Source organism: Caulobacter vibrioides, assembly GCF_002858865.1.
GTDB classification, from domain to species: Bacteria; Pseudomonadota; Alphaproteobacteria; order Caulobacterales; family Caulobacteraceae; genus Caulobacter; species Caulobacter vibrioides.
This window is the reverse complement of the sequence record NZ_PJRR01000020.1, coordinates 1-15,701: the sequence shown is the minus strand read 5'-3', so window position 1 is coordinate 15,701 and position 15,701 is coordinate 1. Positions and strand designations below refer to the sequence as shown.

Sequence of the window (15,701 nt, the reverse complement as noted above, 5' to 3'; positions counted from 1 at the left end):
CGCACCGAAAGCTGAAGACCATGAGCGACACGCCCCCCGACCGCCTCTCCGTCAATCCGGACAGCCCCTATTACAACGCCGATCTGCTGGAGCGCGGCATCGGCATCCGCTTCAAGGGCGTCGAGAAGACCAATGTCGAGGAATACTGCATCAGCGAGAAGTGGGTGCGGGTCGCGGCCGGCAAGACCCTGGATCGCAAGGGCAATCCGATGACGATCAAACTGCAGGGCGAGGTCGAGGCCTATTTCCGCGACTCGGCCGAGGGCTGAGGTTCTGTCGACCTCCGACCCCGACCTTGAAGCGATGGCGCGCGACGAGCTCTCGCGCGCCATGACGCTGCGCTGGCAGGACCTGAAGGGCGTGATTCCCTGGGGCGACACCTTCGAGGGCATCTCGCCCGCCGGCCGCCATGTCGAGGTCGAGCGCAGCTATATCTGGGCCGCAGGCGAGGGCGGCGACATCCTCTGTGAGGTCGCAGTCTATGGCGGCCCGTCGCGTTACGAGCACGGCGCGCGGGTTTCCGCCGTTATTTCTCGCCCCTTGTAAGCACCTTGGCCGTGCATCCGTAACGCTGTTGCGTTAACCATATCGTGCGTCATCAAATGGCGCGTCGCGTGGGGCGGAGAAGTCGGGTGTACCAGTCAGAATTTCCGGTGGATCAACCTGTGCCGGTCTTCGATCCGACGCTGGTCTTCCTTCTTGTGCTCGCCGGCCTGGCGATCATCGGCCTGGCCTTCTTCGCCGGCCGCCTGACGGGGCGGGGCGACAAGGGCGACAAGCACGCCGAGACCCCCAAGATCATCCACGAGACCATCAAGGCCAAGTGCGTGGCCGCCAGCAGCGCCCATTCGGGCGAGCTGGTCACCAAGACCCAAGACCTGATCGACGAGGTGAAGCTGCGAATCGGCCCGGTGCTGGCGTTCGGCGGTCCCTGCGGCAAGACCTTCGAACTGCTCAACAAGGCCATGAAGGGCGAGCGTCCCGAGGACAAGAAGGACGATCACGGCAAGGGCGACAAGCACGGTCACGGCAAGGGCCATGACCACAAGGGGCACGACAAGGATCACGATCACGCCGGCGGCGGTCACCACGACGATCCGAAGGCCACGCCCGCCAAGGCCGGAGTCGAGGTCTTGAGCCGCAATGTGACGATCGTCGGCTCGCAGACCGTGCTGCTGACCGACACCAAGCCCGACCATGGCGAGCACGACCCTCACGACGAGGGGCCCAAGCCGCTGGAGTACAAGGAGCACATCCAGCTGCTCCGCCTGGCGGTCGCCGAGTTCTCCGACTTCTGGAATCGCAAGACGTGCCTCGACGAACTGCGCGCCTGCCAGCAGGCGCTGCTGACGACCCCCGAGCCGCCCAAGGACAAGCACGCCGCCGCCGCCCATCACTGACGGATCGCCGTTCAGGAAGGCGAGATGACTATTCTCTGCTCAAGTGACGTGCGATCATGAGGCATCTTCGGCTTAAACCGTGACGAGCATTGAGCTCCAGCGGCGCCGAAGCCCAAACAGACAGCACTGGCGGCGTCCCCATCAGGGCGGCGATCGGGCTTAACGGATCAAGCGAAAGGTCGCTCCTTCCGAAGGCGGCCGCGCCTGGGAGGGCGAGGGGTAGGGACATGACCGCAACGGTCTCTCCGATCACGTCTGGCGCGCCCGAGGCGCCCGAAGCCAATGTCAGTCTCTCGGACTACGTGCCCTACCGTCTGGCGACGGCGTCGGCGGCGGTCAGCCGTCTGATCGCCCGCGCCTACGAAGATCGTTTCGGTCTGACCATCCCGCAGTGGCGGCTGATGTCGGTGCTGGCTGAGGGGCCGCTGACCCAGCATACGGCCGTCACGCGCACGGCGATGGACAAGGTTCGCGTCAGTCGCGCCGCCCAGGAACTGGTCGTCCGCAGGCTGGTGGCCCGCACCACGGTGCGTTCGGATCGGCGGTCGCACACGCTGGAACTCACCGCAGCGGGTCGTCGTCTGTTCGCCGAGATCGCGCCGCTGGCTCTGGCCTACGAGGCGACGCTGCTGGCGGGTCTGGCCCCTAGCGAGGTGGCGACGTTCAAGCGCCTGCTCGACCATCTGGAAACCGCCGCCATCCAGCTGGCCGGCGGCGAGACCATCTCGCCGCCCTAGGCCTTAGAGCCTGTCTGGTTTAGATGGAACCATCTAAACCAGATAAACAGGCTCTAAAGTCAAACACTTAGAGCCCTTTCAAACGCTTTAGATGATTCCATCTAAAGCTAAAGGGCTCTAGCGGCCCTTGTTGCTCTCATAGACCGCCCGCGCCATCGCGCGCGCCAGGCAGTCGGCCGCCGCCGAGCCGATCCGGGTCCGCAGCACGCTGCGCATGGGATCGTCGCCCAGCGGCCTGGCGCCGGACGCCAGGGCGAAGACGACATCGCCGTCGAAGGGCGTGTGGCAGGGCCGCACCGCCCGCGCCATGCCGTCATGGGCCATCATCGCCATCCGCTGGGCCTCGGCGGTCGACAGGTCGGCCGTCGTGGCCACCAGGGCCAGGGTGGTGTTGGCGCCGGCCGCAAGGCGCGCGCCCAGCTTCGAATCGTCGGGAAGGGGCTCGACCGCCGGCGGCATGTCCCCGGGGCGGCGACCGCCGAACTCGCCATCGATCTCGAACGGCCAGGCCCAGAAGGTCTCGCCATCGGCCATGTAGGCCGAGCCCACGGGATTGGCCGCCACCAGGGCCGCCACGATCAGCCCGTCGCCCAGGTCGAGCGAGGCCGAGCCCAGCCCGCCCGGTCGCAGGCCCGCCATCGCCCCGCGCCCCGCGCCGACGGGGCCCAACGGAAAGTCTTCGCCGGCCGCCTCGACCGCCTTCATGCCCAGGGCGCGATAGGGCGGGGTCAGGCCCCAGGCCTTGTCGCCGCCATTCGAGAGGTCGTGCAGGCAGGCGGCGGGCACGATTGGAATGGCGGGCGTGCCGGCGGTGATCCGCAAACCAACGTCACGGTTCGACAGGGCTGAGGCCACCCCGTCGGCCGCGCCGAGGCCGAACACCGATCCGCCCGAAAAGCAGATTGCGTGGGCCTTGGAGAAGCTGTTCTCGGGCCGCAGGGTGTCGGTCTCGCGGACGGCGGGCCCGCCCCCGCGCACATCGACGGCGGCGGTCCAGGCCTCGGGGCACAGCACCACCGTCACGCCGGTGCGGACGGCCTCGTCCTCGACACAGCCCACCTTCAGGCCGGGCACGTCGGTGATCAGGTTGCGAGGGCCGGGCTTGGGCATCGGGAATCTCCGTGTGGAACGATGCTAAACCGTCCATCGCGCCTCTGGAATTCGCCGCGAACGCCTGCTAGGAAGACCACCCTTCGCGAGCGCGAAGACATGCGGGCGTGGTGAAACTGGTAGACGCGCCGGACTCAAAATCCGGTTCCGAAAGGAGTGTCGGTTCGACCCCGACCGCCCGCACCAACTCCTTTCTCTTCCAGACGGACGAACCCGGTTTCGGCTTGAAAAAGCCCGGGCCTCGCTCCAGCATCAGTGCTGATACCGGTGTCATCAAGCGCCCCCGGGAGGAGACGTCATGACCACATCCAACAGCGCCCGCGCGGATTTGCGCGCTGTCGGCCGTCGCGCCGTGCTGGGCGGGCTGGGCGCGCTGTCGGGCGGGAGCGGGGTCTTGGCCATGGGCCGCCGGCCCAAGCCGCCGAAGGACGCGCCGGACCAGACGCGTTGGACCTTTGATCGCCTCAGCGACATCGGCGGCGCCAGGACCACGGTCGAGGGCGATCCCCGGCTGATCGACAGTCCCTATGGCAAGGCGGTGCAGTTCGACGGGGTGGACGACCGGCTGCTGATCGACCGCCACCCGCTGGCCGGCATGGGCCAGTTCACCTTCGAGGCGCTGTTCCGCCCCGACGGCGGGGTGTTCGCCCAGCGCTGGTTCCACCTGAACGAGGAAGACCCCACGCCCGGCGCGCCGCCGTCGGTCACCCGCATGCTGTTCGAGATCCGCGTGACCGGCCAGGCCTGGGCCCTGGACACCTTCACCACCGGGCCGGGCTACAAGCACACCCTGCTGTTCCAGGACAAGCTGTTCCCGGTCGGCAAGTGGTACTGGGTGGCCCAGAGCTATGACGGCAAGACCTATCGCGCCTTTGTCGACGGCCAGCTGCAGGGCGAGGCCGACATCGCCTTCAAGCCGCAGGGGCAGGGGCGATCCTCGGTCGGGGCGCGGATGAACAAGGTCGACTACTTCAAGGGCGCGATCCGCGAGGCGCGCTTTACGCCACGGGCCCTGACGCCAGAGGCCCTGCTGCGCGCGAGCGTCTAGGCGCGTCGGCGGCTTCGATGTCGCGGATCAGGCTCTTCAGAAGCGCTCGCCCTTTTGGCCAGGCGCCGTGCCCGGAGTCGACATTGATGTGGCCCGCCCGGCCCAGGTCGACGAACCGCGAGCCCCAGCCGCGGGCGAAGGCCTCGGCGCGGTCGATCTCCACATAGGGATCGTTGCGACTGGCGACCACCAGGCTGGGGAAGGGCAGGCGCTGGCGCGGGATCGGCGAGAAACCCACCAGCAGGCGGCCGGCCGGCCCCTCGCGATTGACGTCGGCCGGCGCGACCAGCATGGCCCCGGCGACGCCGCGTCCGCCCGTCACCTGGGCGAAGTGGGCCACCAGCGCGCAGCCCAGGCTGTGCGCCACCAGGATCGCGCCGGGCCGCCGGCGCACGGCCTCGGCCAGGCTGATGGTCCAGTCGCCCAGCAGAGGGCGCTCCCAGTCCTGTTGCTCGACGCGCTCGGCGTTGGGCAAGGCTCGCTCCCAGTGCGTTTGCCAGTGGTCGGGACCCGAATTGTAGAGGCCCGGCACGATCAGGATCGGCGGCGTGGCGTCTCGGTTGGGGAGGGGCATGGTGGTCCGCCGGAGGTTGAGCGCTGATGCGCGATCTCTAAGGCGGGGCGGGGTCTGCGCTCAATTCATATCAATTGAGTAGGATTTAAGGAAAGCTGTTAGCTACCCGGTCACCCCGCCCCAAACAACGCCTCGCACCCCGTCTCCGCCAACACAGCGTCCGCCGCCGCGCGGTCAGCGGCAGACAGCGCCCCGTAGGCCTGCCGCAGCGCCATCAGGCACTTGGCCTGATAGGGAAAGGTCGGCTGGGTCCAGGGGCGGCCGTCGATCTCCGCCTCGACCGTCTCGGCCCCGTTCGTCGCGGCCTTGGCGTTGGCCAGCAGGAACGGCGCATAGACCCGGCCGATCTCGGTCAGAAGCGGCCGCAGAATGTCTGTGAGGTCCGCCCGCGAAGCCCAGTGAGCCGCGTCGGGCTCCAGGCCTGACAGGTCCTCGACGCGGTCCAGCCAGGCGCGGACCCGGCGCGAGCGCTGGACGGTGATGGCCGCCGAGGTCGGTTCGATGATCGCCAGTTGCGACAGCTGGCCCTGGATGGCGAAGTCCGCCGCCGAGGGGCGCGCGCCCAACACATAGCCTTGCCGCTCGATCAGGCCGTCCAGCACCTCGACGAAGCGGGCGTAGCTGGCCTCGATTGTCGCGGCGGTGATCGGGTTGGAGCCCACCACATAGAGGCGGTCGATCTGGCGCCTGGAGATCTCGCGCGCCGCCACTTCGGCCATGGCGGCGGGCAGGGTGGGGTCGTGCCAGTAGATCAGCATCGGCCCGGCGTTCTCGATGTCGGCCGCGTGCGCCCAGCGGAAATGGAACATGGCCTTGGTCAGCCACTCGTCGGCATAGTCCTCGATCAGGTCGTTGAGGAAGGCCACGACCGGATCGTCCGGGATCACCGAGCGGCCGGCGTGCTCGCGCTCCAGGCGGCGGATGATCGGCGTGGAGTCGGTCACCGCCTCGAAGCCGTCGGCGGTGGGGAAATAGAAGGTGGGCAGCAGCTTGACCTTCGGCGCGGGCAGGCCCGGCGGCGGGTTGCGGTGGCTGCCCCAGTGGATGGCGTGCGGGATGCGCCGAAAGCGCAGCAGCGCCAGCATCTTGCGGGTATAGGGCGATCCCGCCGCGCCCAGCAGGGCCAGGGGCGCTGAAGCCGCTTTGGACATGTTCCCTCCGCTGTCGCTCATCATCGAGCTTTTGGCAGAGGGGATGTCGAAAGAGGCTCGCCGTCAAACTTCCCTTTGGGTCAGGTGATCTTGTCGCCCCGATGCAGCGGATCGGGCAGGGGAGCGCCCACCTTCACGAACTGCAGCGACACCGAGTTGATGCAGTAGCGCAGCCGCGTCGGCGCTGGGCCGTCGGGGAAGACATGGCCCTGGTGGCTGTCGCAGCGGGCGCAGCGGGTCTCGATGCGGACCATGCCGTAGGAGGTGTCGCGCACGCCGACCACGTGGTCCTCGGCGAACGGCGCGTAGAAGCTGGGCCAGCCGGTGCCGCTCTCGAACTTGGTCTCGTGCTTGAACAGCGGCAGGCCGCAGAGGCGGCAGCCATAGACGCCGGGGCTCTTTTCGCCCAGCAGGCCGCCGCAGAACGGCGCCTCGGTGCCGTGGCGCAGCAGGACGCGAGCCTCCTCGGCCGTCAGATCGGCCTCCAGGCGTTCGCGTTCGGCCTCGGTCGGCGGGGTCAGGTCAAAGCCGGCGGTTGAAAGGGTGGCTGCGTCTGTCATGAAGGCCAGTGTAAGCGCTTGAGCGTCTTTTCGGTAGCACTAGGAGCCCCGCATGACCGTCGCCGTCGCCTTTCTGCAGCCGGGCTGGGCCGATTGGGAAGCCGGCGCGGTGCTGGCCCTGCTGCGCGAGCACCTGAAGGTGCAGATCGAGATCGCCACCCCGACCGGCGATCCGGAAACCTCGATCGGCGGCGTGCTGGCGGCGGCCGACTATCGGTTCGACGACCCGGTGCTGAGCGACGCCGACGTCTTCCTGCTGATCGGCAGCGATGCCTGGAGCGAGGGCGAAGATCCGGCGATCAGCGCGCTGATCCGCCAGGCCCTGGCCGACGGCAAGCCGGTGGCGGGCATCTGCGCCGGCACCACGGCCCTGGCGCGGGCCGGCCTGTTCGCCGGCCGCCAGCACACCTCGAACGGCAAGGACTGGCTGGAGGGCGTGGTCCCAGGCTATGCGGGCGCCGAGCACTATGTCGATACGCCGAAGGCGGTGACCGACGGCAAGCTGGTCAGCGCCTCGGGCCTGGCGCCGGTGACCTTCGCGGCGGCCGTGGCGCGGCTGGTGGCGCCCGAACAGGAAGCGCTGATCGCGGAATACGAGGCGATGTTCGCGCGGGAGTTTTCGGCTTAGGGGTTACCTCAGCGCCATTCCCACAAGACCGAAACACTTGTCATCCCGGACGCCTCGTAGAGGCGATCCGGGACCCAGGGGCCGCGCGCACCGCGTTTCGACACCCCCTGGGTCCCGGCTCTCCGCGCTGCGCGCTACGGCCGGGATGACACAGAGGTGATTGATTTGGCGGAAGGTTCTACTTGATCGCCGCCTGACCCGCGCGCGCCACCACGCCGTCCTGGGCCGACGTGCCGCCCGAGACGCCGATGGCGCCGACGATCTTGCCGTCGGCCAGCAGCAGCTCGCCGCCTTCCACGGCCATGGCGCCGGTGAAGATCGCGTTCAGCGTGCCGCTCTTCACGGCGTCCTGGAACACCAGGGTCGGGCGGCGGAAGTTGGCGGCGGTCTGGGCCTTCTTCATCGCCACTTCGGTGGAACCGTACTGGGTGCCGTCCATCTTTTCGAGCAGCACCGGCTGGCCGTTGGACTCGACCACGACGAAGGTCATGGTCCAGCCGTTCTTGCGCGCCTCGGCCTCGGCGGCGGCGACGATCGATTTCGCCTCGGCCAGGGTGACCACGCGGCTGGAATAGGCAGGAGCGGGCGCCGGCGCAGTCTGGGCGAAGGCGTATCCGCCGGACAGGGTCAGGGCGGCGGCGATCAGGGCAAGCGTCTTGTTCATGGCAGCACGACCTCGTCGTTCAGGGCGGTGTTCTGAGGCTGGCTGGAGACGATGCGGACCCGCAGGCCCGAAGCCTTTGCGCCCGCAGGGATCTTCAGCTTCACCGAAGCGGTCTTGGGCAGCAAGTCGCGCGGCGCCTTCAGGGGCGGGATCGCGGCGGTGTTCAGCACCTTGCCCGCTTGATCGACCAGGTCGAGCCGGGCGGTGGCCGTATCCTGGGCGCCCAGGCTGTGAACCCTGGCGGTGACCGTAGCGCCTTTCACCGTGACATCGCCGCGACCCACGCCCAGATCCGCGCGCTGAGCCGGATCATCGCCCGCCCTGGCCAGGCTCATGTCGAGGATCGTCGTCTGGCGCGGGGGCAGGACGATCCTGGTCCCCAGGCTGCGCTCGAAGGCGACCGTGCGCGCTTCGCCGGCGCCGTCGATCGCGTCGTCACCATCGGCGTCCAGACCCTGGGTCAGGCGCCACTGGCCGGGCGTGACATTCCAGCCGGTCATGGTCGCCGTCACCGGCTTGTCGGTGGTGTTGTAGGCGATGACCTTGAAGCCGCTCCTGGTCGCGTCCTTGACCAGCAGGGCCACATCCGTGCCGTCAGCGCCGTCGAAGCGCCAGGACACCGTATGGCCCGGGTTCATCTGGCCGCGCTTGTTGGCGATGCCGCCCAGGCGGGTGCGTTGCAGGAAATCGGACGGCAGCTCCACGCGGTCTGACCACCAGTGGCCCTCGGTGTGCATGTACATATGCTGGGCGTTCCACTGGATCTCGTCGGCGTAGAGGTCCTCCAGATGGGATTTGTCGCCCGTGAGGGTCCAGGCCGCGTAGCGCTCGAACGCGCCGCCCTTGGCGGCGGCCTTGACCAGGGCGTCCTTGTTGGGCGCGCCCAGGTTCAGCGCGGTGAGGGCGTTCTCGTTGACCGCCGCCAGCGATTTCAGACCGTTCTTGCCGATCCGCCAGTGGATGGGCGCCAGATATTTCGCATCGCCCGAGAGGCGCCAGGCCGACCAGAACAGCTGGAACGGACCATCCGCGCCCGAGCCCTGCAGCACCGTGCCGCCGCGCTCGGCGTCGCTGCGCCAGTTGATCTCGTTGGGCAGGGAGCCATCGGGCTTGGCGTGGGCCAGATAGCCGTCGGCGAGACCCAGCACCGTGGCCTTGGCCGTGGCGTCGCCATTGTAGTCGGCGATCAGGATCGAAGGATGGGTGACGCCGAACGAATAGGGCTTCTGCCACTCCCACGGGCCCTCGCGATACGAGATCTTGCCGCTGTACCAGTTGGTGTTGAAGTGCACATGGCCGGCCGGGTTCTGGTCGACGATGCGGGGCAAGGCCTTCACCGTCGTGAACAGGCGCTCGACCGCCAGCGGATCGCCGTAGTTGACGTACATCGCCTCGGCGTTGGCGTTGATGCCCTCCTCATAGGCGTGGAGTTCGTCGGTCGCGATGGTCGACAGGCCGTCGGTGAACATGCCGTTCTTGTAGACCGCGTCGGTCAGGCGGTTCAGCGAGTGGGTGATCTTGTCGGGCTGCACGCCCATCAAGGCCACGCCGGGCCATTGCTGCAGAAGGTCGCTGTCGTCAGACAGGCCGCCGCCGAAGTCGCCGAAGTCGGCCTGCCGCTCGTCGATCCACCAGGTGATGAACTTGGAGACCTGCTTGAGGTCTTCCAACTGGCGGAAGGCCCACAGCGGCGTGTCGTCCCTTGGCTTGGGCTGCTCGAACGCCGGCCAGCCCTGGCTGCCATAGGTGATGTCGCCCCAGTACTCGCGGCCGATCTTGTTGTCCGGATCGACGCGCAGCAGGTCGGAAATGTCGGCGTAGAGGCGGCGGTACAGGCCCTGGCGCTTGGAGGTGGTGTGCTCCTCCACCAGGAAGGCCCAGTTGTCCTTCACCTGGTTCAGGCGGTCTTGGATGTGCTCGACCTTGGCCTGGTCGCGGTCTTTCAGCACCAGACGGATCTTGGCGCCGTCCAGGGCCTTGGGACCGAACTCGGCGCTGTCGGCGGCCAGGGTCAGGTAGAGGCTGTCGGCGGTCAGGATGCGGTCGCGCAGGTCCAGCCACACGGTGCGGGCCTCGCCGGCCTTCACCGAGACGCTGACGTCGATCATGTTGCGGCCCGGCCAGATCGGGTCCTTCACCTGGATGTTCAGGGGGATGATCGTCCCGGCCGCGCCGGGCAGGGCGGGGATGTCGAGCGCGACGCCGTCCAGGCCGTCGCGGGCGTTCTCCCAGCCATAGGCCCAGTTGCGAGCCAGCGGCTTGGCCGCCGGCGCATCGCCGAAGCCGGACGGGATCAGCACGTGGACGATCGGCAGGCCCTTGGCCGTAAGGTCGCCGGCAGGGCGCAGCCGGTTCGGCGCGCCTTCGGGAAGGGCGACGACCGTAGCGCGCTCGCCCATCGGATGGCGGCCCGCGATGTAGGCGTTCAGGTCGGCCAGGTTGAGATAGTCCGGCGCCACCTCGGTCCGGATCGTGTAGCTCATCTTGAACGCGTCTTTCGGCTCGGCGCCGGCGAAGACGTTATAGGCCCAGAGCTCCTGGATCGGGGTTTCCTGCGCGACGTTCGTGAAGGTCAGGACGCCGCCCTTCAGCGGCTGGTCCAGGCTCGCGACGCTGCGCTGTTGGTCCTTGGCTCGGCTCGCCACGCCGGCGCCCTTGTCGCCCGCCTTGGCGGCCCAGGAGAGATCGCCATAGGCCGGGCCCTGGATCTCGATGCGGTTGATCGGCTCGTCGGGCAGGGCCAGCGTCAGGGCCTTGCCGCCGTCGACATAGACGTTCCAGTCCGGCAGCGGGAAATAGTCGTCGCGGCCGGGCAGGCGCGAGCGGTTGTAGACGCCGGGCCAGGTGGTTTCCGAGATGCCGTCATTGGCTCGCCACATCCACTGCTTGATGTCCTTGGCGTCGGCGATCTCGACCTTGCGGATCGTGGTCTTCCCGTCGGCCAGGAGCGGCGGCGCGGCCTTGGTCCAGCCATAGCGCTGCTTCCAGGCGGCGCGGACGGCGGGATCATCGAGCGTGGCGACGGGCGCGGCGATGGCCGGGGTTTCGTTGCGGGCCAGGGCGGCGATGGCGCTGGCGGCCAGCGGGCGGTCATAGACCCGCAACTCGTCCAGATCCCCGCCGCGCGTGAAGTTGTAGCGGCTCTGCACCTGGTGCGGCGCGATCACGCGACCGGCGACGCCGAACTGGTCGAGGCCTGCGTCATAGACGGCCTTGGCCTCCTTCTTCGCCGCCAGCTTGCCGTCGACAAAGAGCTGGACGCCGGTGGTCTCGTCCCAGGTGAAGGCCAGATGCGTCCAGGCGTCGGGGGCGGGGGCCTTGTCGACCTTGAACGACACGCGGGTGCGCGAGAGGCCATTGTCGGTGACGAAGGCGTCGAAGCCCTGGCCGTTCCAGTCGATGCGCAGGAACGCCATGTCCCAGCTGGAATGGTCGGCGTAACCGACACGGAAGATCACGAACGGCGCGACGCCGACCGGGTAGCCGGACTTCCAGAAGAAGGCGAGGGTCCCCCGCTGGGCCTGGATATTGCCGGGGGCGTTCCACGAGACGACGCCGTCATCGGCGGCGCGGAAGCCCTGGCCGTTCCTGCCCTCGATCAGGGTGACCTTGTCGGCGAAGTTCGGAATGGGATCGCCGGCGGCGATGTCGGCCACCAGACCCTTGTCGCCCGACAGCCGGAAGAGAAGCGCCGGATCACCGGCCGGCGCGGCGTTGGCGGCGCCGGCCAGGGCCAGGGCGCAGGCCGAGCCCAGGAACATCGACTTCATGACGACCGTCTCCTCCCGATGGCGACCATCTCGGACCCCGTGTTCGGTAACCGGTGTCATGCCTTTGGTCCGGTTTAGCGCCGTAAGGGCAAGCTTGCAAACCCGGCGAGGCCTGATAGGCCATGCTGCAAAGCACAAAAAACTGCGGGCGGAAGTTGCCGATGTTCTCGAAGATCCTGATCGCCAACCGTGGCGAGATCGCAGTCCGGGTGATCAAGACCTGCCGTCGTCTGGGGATCAAGACGGTGGTCGTCTACTCCGACGCCGATGCGGGCAGCCTCGCTGTGGAGATGGCCGACGAGACCGTACACATCGGCGCCTCGCCGGCCAATCAGTCCTACCTCGTCGCCGACAAGATCATCGCCGCCTGCAAGCAAACGGGCGCGCAGGCCGTGCATCCGGGCTTTGGCTTCTTGTCCGAGAACGCCGGCTTCGCCCAGCGCTGCGCCGACGAGGGCATCGTCTTCATCGGCCCCAACCCCGGCGCCATCAGCGCCATGGGCGACAAGATCGAGAGCAAGAAGTTCGCTCAAGCCGCGGGCGTCTCCTGCGTGCCCGGCCATATCGGCGAGATCGCCGACACCGCCGAGGCCGTGAAGATCTCCGAGGAGATCGGCTATCCGGTGATGATCAAGGCGTCGGCCGGCGGCGGTGGCAAGGGCATCCGCGTGGCCTGGACCCGCAAGGACGTCGAGGAGGGCTTCCCGGCTGTCCGCGCCGAGGCCAAGGCCAGCTTCGGCGACGACCGCATCTTCATCGAAAAGTTCATCGAGAGCCCGCGCCACATCGAGATCCAGGTGCTGGGCGACAAGCACGGCAATGTCGTCCACCTGTTCGAGCGCGAGTGTTCGATCCAGCGCCGCAATCAGAAGGTCATCGAGGAAGCCCCCAGCCCGCTGCTGGACGAGGCCACCCGCAACGCCATGGGCGCCCAGGCCGTCGCCCTGGCCAAGGCCGTGAACTATGACTCAGCTGGCACGGTCGAGTTCGTCGCCGGTCAGGACAAGAGCTTCTTCTTCCTGGAAATGAACACCCGCCTGCAGGTCGAACACCCGGTCACCGAACTGATCACCGGCCTGGACTTGGTCGAGCAGATGATCCGCTCGGCCTACGGGGAGAAGATGGCCTTTGGCCAGTCGGACCTCTCGATCAACGGCTGGGCCATCGAAAGCCGCATCTACGCCGAGGACCCGTACCGCAAGTTCCTGCCCTCGATCGGCCGCCTCGTGCGCTACGACCCGCCGGCCGAAGGCGAGAAAGACGGCTACAAGGTCCGCAACGACGCCGGCGTCCGCGAGGGCGACGAGATCTCGATGTTCTACGATCCGATGATCTCCAAGCTTTGCACCTGGGCGCCGACCCGCCTGGCCGCCATCGATGGCATGGGCCGGGCGCTGGAAGATTTCCACATCGAGGGCCTGGGCCAGAACATCCCGTTCCTGGCCGCCGTGATGGACGAAGAGCGCTTCCGCTCGGGCGCGCTGGCGACCAGCTACATCAAGGACGAGTTCCCCGACGGCTTCAACGGCACGACCCCGACGGCTGTGCAGCTGGACATTCTGACCGCCGTGGGCGCGGCCATGCAGCGGGTCTATGCGACCCGGGCCCGCAGCTACGAGTCCGGCCTGATCGGCGAAGCGCGCGACGAGTGGGTGGTGGCGATCGGCGACACCCGTCGCCGGGTCAAGGTCGGCGGCGAGGACGGCGCAGTGGCGGTCGAACTGCTCGACGAGGGCCGGACCCTGTTCCTGACCGACATCGACTGGCGCCCGGGCAAGCCGGTGTTCAAGGCCGTGCTGAACGGACTGGCCTTCACCGTCCAGGCCGCGCCGGCCGCCGAGGGCTTCACCATCCGCCACCGCGCCGCCAAGACGCGCGTGCTGGTCCTGACCCCGCGCTCAGCTGAGTTGCACGACAAGCTTCCCGAGAAGCAGGCGGCCGACACCTCCAAGCTGGTGCTGTCGCCGATGCCGGGCCTGGTGGTCTCGATGGACGTCACGGCCGGCCAGCAGGTCCGCGAGGGCGAGGTCGTCTGCGTGCTCGAAGCCATGAAGATGCAGAACATCATCCGCGCCGAGCGCGACGGGGTGGTCAAGGCGGTCAACGCCAAGGGCGGCGACCCGGTGGCGGCGGACGAGGTGCTGGTCGAGTTCGCGTAAGGATAAGGCTTGCGACCTGGGGTGGAGTCGATAGCCTCCGACTCATGGCTCGCAAAACCCATCCCGTGATCGAAGGTCTTTTCAGCTTCGACGGCCGCTTCCGGCGATCGGAGTACTGGATCGCCAGTATCGGCCTCGGCGTCGTGCGCTTCGTGCTGCTGATCGCCATCGGCGCGGCGATGGGGATGGGGATGGCTGAGGCGTCAACCTACATGCCCCTCAGCCTCGGATTGACGCTGCTGTTCCTCTGGCCCAGCGCCGCGATCGCTATCAAGCGAGGCCATGACCGAAACCGCCCTGCTTGGTGGACCTTGACGCTCATGGCGGCGGGTCTCGGGCTGGGCCAGGCCGGCGCGGTCTTCAACGCCGCCGGCGACGTGATGACGGCCGGTGTCCTTGGCCTGCTGATCATCCCAGTCGGCCTGTACATGTTCATCGACTACGGCCTGATCGACGGGACCAAGGGCCCCAATCGCTACGGCGCCTCGCCCAAGGGCCATGGCGGGCGGGGTGATGACGTCGCCAAGACCTTCGACTGAACGATCCCGGGCGGGCGGTCCCGTGCTCTGGGCGCTCTTTTCCTTCGCGGGACGGATGAAGCGGCTCGACTTTCTGCTCGCGTCGCTGGGGCTGGCGATCGGGCATGTCGTTCTCGTGATCCTGGCCCTGGCTGTTACGCGGGAAGGAATGAAGGACCCTTCCGGATACGCCGTCCGAGGGATCATCGATCTGGCGCTGTTCTGGCCCAGCGCGGCGATCGCCGCCAAGCGCGGCCATGATCGAAACCGCCCAGCCGCCCGTAGCGTCATGCTGATCGGCCTTGTCTATGGCGCGGGCGTGGCCATGGGCTATCTGTTTGACGCGGGCCTGCGTAGCGCCGGAGGGGCGTGTGGGCTGTTCGCCCTGGTGGGCTGGGTCTACGTCTTCGTCGACTAAGGCTTGATCGACGGGACCCCGGAGGCGAACGCCTATGGCCCTTCGCCGAGATTTCTGGGGCGCCCCGGCGTGGGCGATCACCTGGCCGGCGTCTTCGACTGACGTCTTTGCGCCGGAACGGCGCTCGCTCTAGATTGCGGCGGTCGGCGTGGCCGACTCGAAGGAGCGGGCATGAGCGATCGTAGCGAACTGGCGGAACTGTTCCTGTCGTCGAACGGCAGGCTGGCGCGCACGCCGTTCCTGGTCGCCTCGGCCGTGGTGGTCGGCGTCGCCGTCTTCTACGAGGCGATCGCCAACTACACCCTGCACTGGCTGACGGGGTGGTTCGTCTATCCGATCCTGCTGTTCACCGGCGCCTGCCTGCTGTCCAAGCGTCTGCATGATCGCGGCCGGTCGGGCTGGTGGTCGATGCTGATCCTGATCGCGGTGGTCGCGGTCTGGCCGCAGCCTGAGCACTTCCTGGATTTCCTGTTCTCGCTGGTGATCATCTGGTCGGTGGTCGAGCTGGGCGTGATGGGCGGCGAGCAGGGCGCCAATCGCTATGGGCCCAATCCCTTGAAGACGATTTCGATCTAGGTTGCGGTGACCATGCGCCCTCTCCCATGGGGAGAGGGTTGGGGTGAGGGGGTACGGCCTTGGCCGGCGCGCCGGCAGGGCGGCGGCTTTGAAACCCCTCTCCCGACCGCTTCGCGGCCACCCTCTCCCTCTGGGAGAGGGGACTGGTCTTACGGGGATTGGCGGGCGTGAACGCTCGGCGCCGGCGACGCCGTATCCAACGAAATCAATCACTTCCCACTTTTACGCGACAGTTTGTCCCCGGCGTTGAAACCCGCCCTATACTGGTTCCACCTCGTCGCGAGGAAAGGGCGCATGGCCAGCGACCATTTGCGGCGGCGGGGGGCGGTCGAGCGGGGACAGGTTCGAGGGGGGTACTCGGACGGTCCGGGGATCTGGTTGCTGGCCA

16 protein-coding genes, 1 tRNA gene and 1 pseudogene are annotated in these 15,701 nt (G+C 67.8%); 11 read left to right on the top strand and 7 right to left on the bottom strand.

The features are described 5' to 3' along the window. The first annotated feature begins 20 nt into the window (after positions 1-20). The 4 genes from CVUC_RS17200 (at position 21) to CVUC_RS17180 (ending at position 2,137) form a co-directional block, all read left to right on the top strand. Complete coding sequence (locus tag CVUC_RS17200) at positions 21-269, top strand: DUF3297 family protein (protein ID WP_096033569.1); 249 nt, start codon at positions 21-23, stop codon at positions 267-269. A gap of 34 nt (positions 270-303) precedes the next feature. Continuing rightward, positions 304-546, top strand: a complete 243-nt coding sequence (locus CVUC_RS17195; protein ID WP_096033568.1) for a hypothetical protein — start codon at positions 304-306, stop codon at positions 544-546. Positions 547-614: 68 nt separating this feature from the next. Then, positions 615-1,400, top strand: coding sequence for a stalk cross-band protein StpD (locus CVUC_RS17190; protein ID WP_024265773.1), 786 nt, complete (start codon positions 615-617; stop codon positions 1,398-1,400). Between the two features lie 227 nt (positions 1,401-1,627). Further along, entirely contained in the window at positions 1,628-2,137 is a 510-nt protein-coding gene (locus tag CVUC_RS17180; protein ID WP_012640429.1) for a MarR family winged helix-turn-helix transcriptional regulator, read from the top strand. 117 nt (positions 2,138-2,254) lie between these two features. On the opposite strand, the gene CVUC_RS17175 is transcribed toward CVUC_RS17180, so the two are convergent. Continuing rightward, positions 2,255-3,247: a P1 family peptidase gene (locus tag CVUC_RS17175; RefSeq protein ID WP_096033567.1), complete on the bottom strand. Its 993-nt coding sequence runs from the start codon at positions 3,245-3,247 to the stop codon at positions 2,255-2,257. A 101-nt stretch (positions 3,248-3,348) separates the two neighbouring features. On the opposite strand from CVUC_RS17175, the gene CVUC_RS17170 reads away from it, so the two are divergent. Beyond that, a tRNA-Leu gene (locus CVUC_RS17170) sits at positions 3,349-3,433 on the top strand. Positions 3,434-3,545: 112 nt separating this feature from the next. Beyond that, complete coding sequence (locus CVUC_RS17165; protein ID WP_096033566.1) at positions 3,546-4,295, top strand: LamG domain-containing protein; 750 nt, start codon at positions 3,546-3,548, stop codon at positions 4,293-4,295. On the opposite strand, the gene CVUC_RS17160 is transcribed toward CVUC_RS17165, so the two are convergent. The 3 genes from CVUC_RS17160 to msrB form a co-directional block, all read right to left on the bottom strand. After that, complete coding sequence (locus tag CVUC_RS17160) at positions 4,246-4,869, bottom strand: alpha/beta hydrolase (RefSeq protein WP_096033565.1); 624 nt, start codon at positions 4,867-4,869, stop codon at positions 4,246-4,248. The two genes, CVUC_RS17165 and CVUC_RS17160, sit on opposite strands and share 50 nt — an antisense overlap. A 110-nt stretch (positions 4,870-4,979) precedes the next feature. Further along, entirely contained in the window at positions 4,980-6,044 is a 1,065-nt protein-coding gene (locus CVUC_RS17155) for a glutathione S-transferase N-terminal domain-containing protein (protein WP_096033564.1), read from the bottom strand. A 56-nt stretch (positions 6,045-6,100) separates the two neighbouring features. Further along, a complete protein-coding gene (gene msrB / locus CVUC_RS17150; protein ID WP_096033563.1) occupies positions 6,101-6,580 on the bottom strand; it encodes a peptide-methionine (R)-S-oxide reductase MsrB in 480 nt (159 codons plus the stop codon). A gap of 52 nt (positions 6,581-6,632) precedes the next feature. On the opposite strand from msrB, the gene CVUC_RS17145 reads away from it, so the two are divergent. Next, a complete protein-coding gene (locus tag CVUC_RS17145) occupies positions 6,633-7,208 on the top strand; it encodes a type 1 glutamine amidotransferase family protein (RefSeq protein WP_096033562.1) in 576 nt (191 codons plus the stop codon). A 178-nt stretch (positions 7,209-7,386) separates the two neighbouring features. Here the strand turns inward: CVUC_RS17145 and CVUC_RS17140 are convergent, their stop codons facing one another. Further along, positions 7,387-7,872, bottom strand: a complete 486-nt coding sequence (locus CVUC_RS17140; protein WP_096033561.1) for a GlcG/HbpS family heme-binding protein — start codon at positions 7,870-7,872, stop codon at positions 7,387-7,389. Further along, positions 7,869-11,780: a LamG-like jellyroll fold domain-containing protein gene (locus tag CVUC_RS17135; RefSeq protein ID WP_096033560.1), complete on the bottom strand. Its 3,912-nt coding sequence runs from the start codon at positions 11,778-11,780 to the stop codon at positions 7,869-7,871. The genes CVUC_RS17140 and CVUC_RS17135 overlap by 4 nt, the downstream gene beginning before the upstream one ends. A 23-nt stretch (positions 11,781-11,803) precedes the next feature. Between CVUC_RS17135 and CVUC_RS17130 the strand changes: the two genes are divergently transcribed. From CVUC_RS17130 to CVUC_RS17115, 4 genes are all read left to right on the top strand, one after another. Continuing rightward, the gene (locus tag CVUC_RS17130; RefSeq protein ID WP_096033559.1) at positions 11,804-13,801 is read left to right on the top strand and encodes an acetyl-CoA carboxylase biotin carboxylase subunit; all 1,998 of its coding nucleotides are present in this window, start codon (positions 11,804-11,806) and stop codon (positions 13,799-13,801) included. Positions 13,802-13,845: 44 nt separating this feature from the next. Then, a complete protein-coding gene (locus CVUC_RS17125; protein ID WP_096033558.1) occupies positions 13,846-14,340 on the top strand; it encodes a DUF805 domain-containing protein in 495 nt (164 codons plus the stop codon). Next, complete coding sequence (locus CVUC_RS17120) at positions 14,300-14,737, top strand: DUF805 domain-containing protein (RefSeq protein WP_096033557.1); 438 nt, start codon at positions 14,300-14,302, stop codon at positions 14,735-14,737. Before CVUC_RS17125 ends, CVUC_RS17120 begins: the two co-directional genes overlap by 41 nt. Before the next feature lie 171 nt (positions 14,738-14,908). After that, positions 14,909-15,313: a DUF805 domain-containing protein gene (locus CVUC_RS17115; protein WP_096033556.1), complete on the top strand. Its 405-nt coding sequence runs from the start codon at positions 14,909-14,911 to the stop codon at positions 15,311-15,313. Between the two features lie 205 nt (positions 15,314-15,518). Here the strand turns inward: CVUC_RS17115 and CVUC_RS17110 are convergent. Further along, positions 15,519-15,701, bottom strand: a pseudogene (locus tag CVUC_RS17110) (hypothetical protein); the annotation flags it as partial.